Annotated in this window: 8 protein-coding genes, 1 tRNA gene and 1 pseudogene; 8 read left to right on the forward strand and 2 right to left on the reverse strand. The window is 38.1% G+C overall.

The annotated features are described in order from the left end of the window. Nucleotides 1-59 precede the first annotated feature (59 nt). Nucleotides 60-287: pseudogene (locus DXD65_RS20465) on the forward strand (helix-turn-helix domain-containing protein); the annotation flags it as partial. A gap of 41 nt (nt 288-328) precedes the next feature. Here DXD65_RS20465 and DXD65_RS20470 read toward each other — a convergent pair. Further along, nucleotides 329-401, reverse strand: a tRNA-Pro gene (locus tag DXD65_RS20470). A gap of 502 nt (nt 402-903) precedes the next feature. On the opposite strand from DXD65_RS20470, the gene DXD65_RS20475 reads away from it, so the two are divergent. From DXD65_RS20475 to DXD65_RS20505, 7 genes are all read left to right on the forward strand, one after another. Further along, nucleotides 904-1,500 (forward strand): Crp/Fnr family transcriptional regulator, encoded by a 597-nt coding sequence (locus tag DXD65_RS20475; RefSeq protein ID WP_025815044.1) that lies wholly within the window; start codon nt 904-906, stop codon nt 1,498-1,500. 323 nt (nt 1,501-1,823) lie between these two features. Then, nucleotides 1,824-2,492: a hypothetical protein gene (locus DXD65_RS20480; RefSeq protein WP_025815045.1), complete on the forward strand. Its 669-nt coding sequence runs from the start codon at nt 1,824-1,826 to the stop codon at nt 2,490-2,492. 29 nt (nt 2,493-2,521) lie between these two features. Beyond that, a complete protein-coding gene (locus DXD65_RS20485; RefSeq protein ID WP_117887904.1) occupies nt 2,522-4,813 on the forward strand; it encodes an outer membrane beta-barrel family protein in 2,292 nt (763 codons plus the stop codon). Between the two features lie 12 nt (nt 4,814-4,825). Then, nucleotides 4,826-5,077: a 4-fold beta flower protein gene (locus DXD65_RS21595; RefSeq protein WP_122377541.1), complete on the forward strand. Its 252-nt coding sequence runs from the start codon at nt 4,826-4,828 to the stop codon at nt 5,075-5,077. A gap of 20 nt (nt 5,078-5,097) precedes the next feature. Then, a complete protein-coding gene (locus DXD65_RS21380; protein ID WP_025815047.1) occupies nt 5,098-5,337 on the forward strand; it encodes a hypothetical protein in 240 nt (79 codons plus the stop codon). Next, nucleotides 5,291-5,710 carry an RteC domain-containing protein gene (locus tag DXD65_RS20500; RefSeq protein WP_025815048.1) on the forward strand — a complete coding sequence of 140 codons (420 nt, stop codon included), beginning with the start codon at nt 5,291-5,293 and terminating at the stop codon, nt 5,708-5,710. Before DXD65_RS21380 ends, DXD65_RS20500 begins: the two co-directional genes overlap by 47 nt. 130 nt (nt 5,711-5,840) lie before the next feature. After that, entirely contained in the window at nt 5,841-6,173 is a 333-nt protein-coding gene (locus DXD65_RS20505) for a helix-turn-helix domain-containing protein (RefSeq protein WP_005646002.1), read from the forward strand. Between the two features lie 42 nt (nt 6,174-6,215). Here the strand turns inward: DXD65_RS20505 and DXD65_RS21385 are convergent. After that, a partial coding sequence (locus DXD65_RS21385) for a hypothetical protein (protein WP_233556165.1) occupies nt 6,216-6,722 on the reverse strand: 507 nt, incomplete at its 5' end.

Raw genomic sequence — 6,722 nt, forward strand, 5'->3', positions numbered from 1 at the left:
TATAGACTTGCTAAATTATATGCTTAAATATAAAATACCTCAGATTGTTACGTTGACCCGTATTTAAGGATTATACCGGCTATGCTCCTGCAAAATATTTCCAAGAGCTAAAGTTGCGTAAGGCTAAGCAATTGCTGGTGGGTACTTCTTTATCGGTGAAAGAAATCTCTTTTATGCTCGACTATAAGTCTACCGAGCATTTCTTCTCCTCGTTTAAGAAACGTACGGGGTTTACTCCATTGGAGTATCGCTCTTATGGTCGGGAAACCGGAGGAGAGGAGGTATAAAACAAAAAAAGACTTAACTTCTAAAAGTTAAGTCTTTTCTGTCGGAATGAGGCGACTCGAACGCCCGACCCCTACGTCCCGAACGTAGTGCGCTACCAACTGCGCTACATTCCGATTGCTTTTGAAAAGTGGTGCCACAAGCAACCGAAAATCGGTTTGTATAGCATTATTTCTCAATAAGTTATATCTTCATTACGATGTTAGTCCCTTGAATAAGGTTTTCACAACTTTGCACCGTTCAACACAATTTTGTGTCTTAGGTTCGATTTCTGCGTGCAAAGGTAGATATTTATTTGGAATTATCAATATATCCAAGAAGTTTTTTTAGCATTTAGTATATTTTCAAATATTACATTATCTTTTCGGGAAACGAAAACAAGAATATTATCTATTGAATAACAGGTATTTACAAGAAGTATATAGAATAATGGGTAACGATATAGAAACGAGCGTATTTCTTTAATTTGCCTTATGTTTCCACTGTTTCAATACTCTGCTACAAAAATAGTTATATTCCTTTAAATGCCAATAATGTCTTTGTAAAACTACAACTTTATTGTAGTTTTGTATAAGCATGAGATTAGTAAAAATATCATCTCCTAACAATATCAAACATATGAAGAACTTCAATGCACAATACGGTAAGCATTCCCGATTGGAATTATTAAAACATTTCATCTTGGAGCATGGAACTTATATCGAACTCAAAAAGGGAGAACAGTTCTCTGTTCAGGGTAAAATGAACCGCCGGGGGGCTTATATTGAAAACGGCTTATTGAGATATATCCATGTGGATGAAAGAGGAAATATACATATAGTAGGATATACTTTTTCAAATGAATTTGCAGGGAGTTTATGTACATTCATAAATCCCGACCGACCGTCATTAGTCACTATTGAGGCTGTTTGCGATTCAAAGATTTACTATCTACCGTATTCAACGGCAGAGGAATTCTTTACGACAAATGCCGAAACCATGCAAATAAAGTGTACGCTTGTCGAACAATCATACTTGTTGATGTATCATAGATTATTGGATATGTACTGTAAAACTACGGAAGAACTTTATCTTGATTTATTGAACAGATGCCCCGACATTCAAGAGCACATTACGTTGAAAGAAGTGGCTTCTTTCTTACAAGTCACACCTGAAACAATCAGTCGCATCCGCCACAAACTGAACAAATGCATCCGTTGCAAACTGGAGAAATAGCCAATCTTTAACATCCATTATAGCGGGGTCTTGACAATTGTCAAGACCTTTTTTCTTTATTCTTCCGTATTTTGCCATTTCAAGAAATCAATGTTCAATTACTTAAAACAGCAATAAGATGAAGAAGAAAATTACTTTTCACATGATGTTTTCCGTATTTATTATCTGTACTCTCTCGTGTCTAACAAGTTGTAGTAACAACGATATTCCTATTCCTGTCTTTACCTCTGAGGCATTGGAACAAACCACTTGGTAAGCACAAAGAACTGTGTACAATACCAAAATTAAAGAAGATGTATTAGCGGATAAGGCTTAAATGAAGTGTGGATGCGACTAATCAGATAATTTCAAACGTTTGGAAGACAGCAATATTTTTGTTATTTTTTTTATTTCTCGCCCGTTCAGTCAATGCACAAGTACAAAACGGGTGGACTCCAAACGATTCTGTCCGATTGACCAAAATGCTGAAAGGAGAAATGCCTATCCATATTGATGATGCTTTTAAAAGGGAACTGGAACAGTCTATTATTGGTCATTCGCCAAAAGACGATAATAGGTACTGGGATGATTTTAGGTTAGATATTGATTTTAAAGAAGATTTTCCGAATGTAGTAAATATTGAGTGCGCCACAACGTTTCACTACAAATTAAATCATAACAATAATCTATTGAATGGAAATCTAAAATGCAAAAGCCTTATGAGAAATAGTCGGATAGATAAAAATCTCCCTCTTATAAAGATTCAACAAAAAACAAACATGACTATTCCTTTAAACAAGAAATTACATTTTAGTGTATATGGAAGCTATACACTGGACAAAAAACGTAGTGTGATACTTCCGGCAACTTCTATCCCTTATAAGGTAGGAGCAGGATTTTCATATGAGATAGGTAAACATGCCATTATTAAATCCCAAACGAACTACCAATATAACATAATACAAAAAAAATGGGAATGGTTCTTTGGTGCAGGAGTTTTTTTTACCTTTTAGTAGTCTTGTAATCAATAAACTGAATTCGTATGATGCGATTAAATAAAATAATAACATTGACATTTTTCTACCTATTTTTAGGTTGCTCTCAAACAGTCGCTTGGGGGCAAACGATTAACGGAAAAATAATAGATGACAAACAACTGCCTATAGACGGTGCGACTATTATTTTGCAAACAATGGATTCGACTTATATAGGCGCATCCATTTCCAATGCTGACGGCATATTCGTTTTTAAAAGCCAACAGGAAGAATACCGATTGATAATACAACACCTTTTGTATGAAACAAAACAGATGACAGGTAAGGGAAATGATGCCGGAATTATTCAACTTCAACCTAAAGACTATGCTTTGGATGAAGTTATCATAAAGGCGGAACGTCCTTTTGTAAAAGTGGAGAATGGACTTTTAGGATATAATCTTGCTGTTCTTACCCAAAATCAACTCGTAAACAATGCGTATGAAGCATTGACAAAAATACCGGGAGTGCAAGAAGACAGAGGAATACTAACTTTGGCTGGAGCAGGAAAACTGACTGTTATTCTAAATGGGAAACCTACCACAATGGATGCCGGACAGCTTGAAACAATTTTGCGCAATACTCCGGTGAATCGTGTAGAAAAAGCGGAAGTGATGTATAGCGCACCTCCTGAATATCATGTACGGGGAGCAGTCATTAATCTTGTTTTAAAGCATGCAAACGATTACTCTTTTCAGGGGGAGATAAGTGCTGACTATAAGAACCAGTACTTCAATGACGGGGGAATGAATGGAAACTTTCGTTTATCAACTCCCAAAATGGCTTTTGATGTAATGTACGGAGCAAATAACGTAAAAAAGATAGAATACATAGACCTTGATTCCAAACATACGCTAAAAGATGAACCACATCATATCATACAAAACGAACAGTTACGTAGTAAGTACTGGAAGCACGACCTTAGAGTAGCTTTTGAATATAACTTCAACAACAAAAACAATATCAATGTAGCATACACAGGCAGTTATACCCCCGACCAGCATAATAACAGCCGGACATCAGGCAACTACCAAACCAGCAATGTGGATAAATATGTTGACAATCAAATGCACAATATTACATTGCAATATCATTTGGGGTTCGGAATTGAAATAGGTGGTGATTATACACATTATACTTCCAATAATAATCAAAGGCTATACGCAAATTATCAAGATGGAAATCAGAGTTGTTTCTCTATGGTTGGCGGACAAAAGATAGATCGCTATTCTATCTATGCAGACCGGAAACAGTCTTTACCCAAAAGATGGAATCTGGGTTATGGAGTTTCCTACCGATTTGCTAAAGACATTGATTTCCAAACTTATGATAAAGTGACAGGTAACATTCAAACTCAAAACACATATTCCAATCTAAGAGAACAAACTACCAGCTTTTATGTATCATTGAGCAAAAACTATACAACAGGTACGTCTTTATCCGTTTCTGCTACGGGAGAATATTATACGATTGGCAATTATCATAAATGGGCAGTTTACCCACAAGCATCATTGATTTACTTTAAAACACCGAAACATATGTTTCAACTTTCATTATCTACGGACAAAACTTATCCAAGCTATTGGGATATGCAATCTTCCGTCAGTTATCTTAATGGATATACAGAATTATGGGGAACGCCGGGGTTGAAACCGATGACAAACTATAACCTGAATGGGAATTATATATGGAAGCAGAAATACATCTTTGGTTTGTTTTTCACGTACACCTCAGATTATTTCACTCAAGCCGCCTATCAATCGACTGACAGGCTGGCACTAATCTATAAAAATACAAATTGGAACTATATGCAGGTATGGGGCGCAAACATCATATTGCCTTTTAAGGCAGGAAACTGGCTGGATTCCCGATTGACCTTAGTCGGTATGCAAATGCACCAACGCTGTGATAATTTTTTCGACATTCCTTTCAATCGTAAGAAATGGGTATTTAGCGGCACACTGGATAATACGTTTAAGGTAAATAAGAATTTGTCTTTCGAACTGATGGGAAATGTACAGACGCCCGTCATACAAGGGACATTTGATATAGAATCTATTTTTAATCTCACTGCCGGATTACGGTGGAATTTCGCCAATGACAAATTGAGCTTATCCGCCCGTTGCAATGATATATTTGATACGGGAATGCCTGCAACACGAGTTCGTTTTAAGGAGCAAAACTTGAATATGAATAGCGGATTTTATTCACGAGCATTTACTCTACATTTCAGTTATCGCTTTGGTGGATATAAGAAAAAAGAGGTAAAAAAGATTGATACATCAAGATTTAGATACTAATTCAAAAATGATATGAGAACATTGTTACTAATTCTGAGTGTTTTATGTTTCGGTTCATGCAAAACGTCATTGATTACCTATCGAAATGGATATATATTTGACAAGCAAGGTGAAACGATTGGTAATTATACTAACGGATATATTTATAGTTCAAAGAGAATACTTAAAGGATATTATTCCAATGGCTATATTTATGATGATAATCACAATATTATAGGGAATTATGCAAATGGATATGTGAAAATGAAAAACAAAGACGATTAATAATATAATTTCAACACTACATGGAAAGTGTATTACAACAGAGATTTTTCCGTTTATTATCGGAATACTCGCAGCGTACAGTTTCTGTTTCCGAGTTGGCAGAAGCTATCGAGGAATTGGCTACGCATGTAGCCAATTTTAGTATCAACGAACAGGATTATAGCGTATCACTGCGTTATTTTTCCTTTGGTTTGCACCGTCTTAAATCGTATCGTGTACGGTTTGAGCAAGAAAAAAATGCCCTATCTGTATCTAATTGATGAAGCGATAGGACTTTTGAACACCGAAATACGCCTTATCGAGTGGCATATCAAGTACCCGGAACAGTTACAGCAACCCGTCAACAAACAAGCCCTTTCCCCTCTTTTCCTCGCTGACAAGACTACTCTTATCAACATCATGGAAATGGTCAGCGGTCTGTTCCTCTCCAAAGAAATCGTATATCAGAACGGCAAGCCCGCCTACCTGGTGGATTTGTCCAAAGCCTTTGAATGGCTGTTCAACATCAAGATAAGCGACTGCCACCAAAAGCATGAGGACGTGATAAAACGCAAGCCGGGTAAAATCACAGAGTTTCTTAATGGACTGGCAGAGCTTATCCGCAAGGAACATGAAAAGAAAGGGTACAGATAACCAACGGCTTATGATTTATTTATAGGGGATTCCATTAGTTCCCCCGTAATTTCTTTGCGCCTGTTTTCTGAACTTTGCTTCATCAATCGATTGACAGACCATAATGTATAATCAGAAAAATGAAGCAATCATGTATATAGAGAATGACGATTTCAGCGTATGGATGCAGAAGCTGTACGCCAAACTGGAAGAACTCTGCAAGGATGTACGGGTACTGCGCAATGCCGACAGGGTGCTGCCCGAAGATGACAACCTGCTGGATAATCAGGACTTGTGCCTGCTCTTCAAGGTGAGTATCAAGACCCTGCAACGCTACCGGGCTATCGGTGCGCTGCCGTACTTCACAATCAGCGGAAAAGTGTACTACAAGGCTTCCGATGTCCGGGAGTTCATCAAGGAGCGGTTCAGCGTTACCACGCTGCGCCAGTTCGAGAAAGAACACTGCACAAAGAAAAAGAAGTGAATTAAAAAGCCGGGGCGGTTCTGCTCCGGCTTTGCTTTTGGTTTATGGTTTGCCTAATTTGTCGGCTTCCTCCCTTAACTGCTCGGCTTGTTCGTTCAACAGCCTTGCCCGTTCCAACGCTTCTGCCTGTTTCCTGCTGCGGTATTCAAAGCCTTTCACCGAATCGGTCAGGCTTCGGATGAAAGCGTTGTCCCGTTCCCGGCTGAACTTCGTTTCCAGCAAATCAAGGCTGCTGCCGTCTGCCTTTCCTTTCATCAGGATATAGCGGTATTTTATATCGTTGTCCTGTAACCGATGCATCCGTTCCGTAAAACGAATATTCAAGATTAGCGAAGTGATACAGATAATAAAACCTGCTGAAAGAAGAAAGAACTTGGGCTTCAGGTAGGGAGTTACCCGGTATATCAGTTTGTCATGCCATGAAACGGGCGTTGTTTCTCCGGTCGGTGTATCATCAGCCGGGAACAACACCTTTAACCGCTCCTTGAAATATCGGTGCGAGGTCACGATAAGCCCCTTTATATCTTCAAGGTCTTGTTTTTGGTTCTC

The sequence above is a fragment of the Bacteroides sp. 4_1_36 genome, assembly GCF_003466325.1.
GTDB classification, from domain to species: Bacteria; Bacteroidota; Bacteroidia; order Bacteroidales; family Bacteroidaceae; genus Bacteroides; species Bacteroides uniformis.

What these genes read in the sequence shown, in the direction of transcription:
- DXD65_RS21595 (WP_122377541.1), top strand. Translation starts at nt 4,826, where the DNA reads ATGAGAACATTGTTACTAATTCTGAGTGTTTTATGTTTCGGTTCATGC.
- DXD65_RS20475 (WP_025815044.1), top strand. Translation starts at nt 904, where the DNA reads ATGAAGAACTTCAATGCACAATACGGTAAGCATTCCCGATTGGAATTA.
- DXD65_RS20485 (WP_117887904.1), top strand. Translation starts at nt 2,522, where the DNA reads ATGATGCGATTAAATAAAATAATAACATTGACATTTTTCTACCTATTT.
- DXD65_RS21380 (WP_025815047.1), top strand. Translation starts at nt 5,098, where the DNA reads ATGGAAAGTGTATTACAACAGAGATTTTTCCGTTTATTATCGGAATAC.
- DXD65_RS20505 (WP_005646002.1), top strand. Translation starts at nt 5,841, where the DNA reads ATGTATATAGAGAATGACGATTTCAGCGTATGGATGCAGAAGCTGTAC.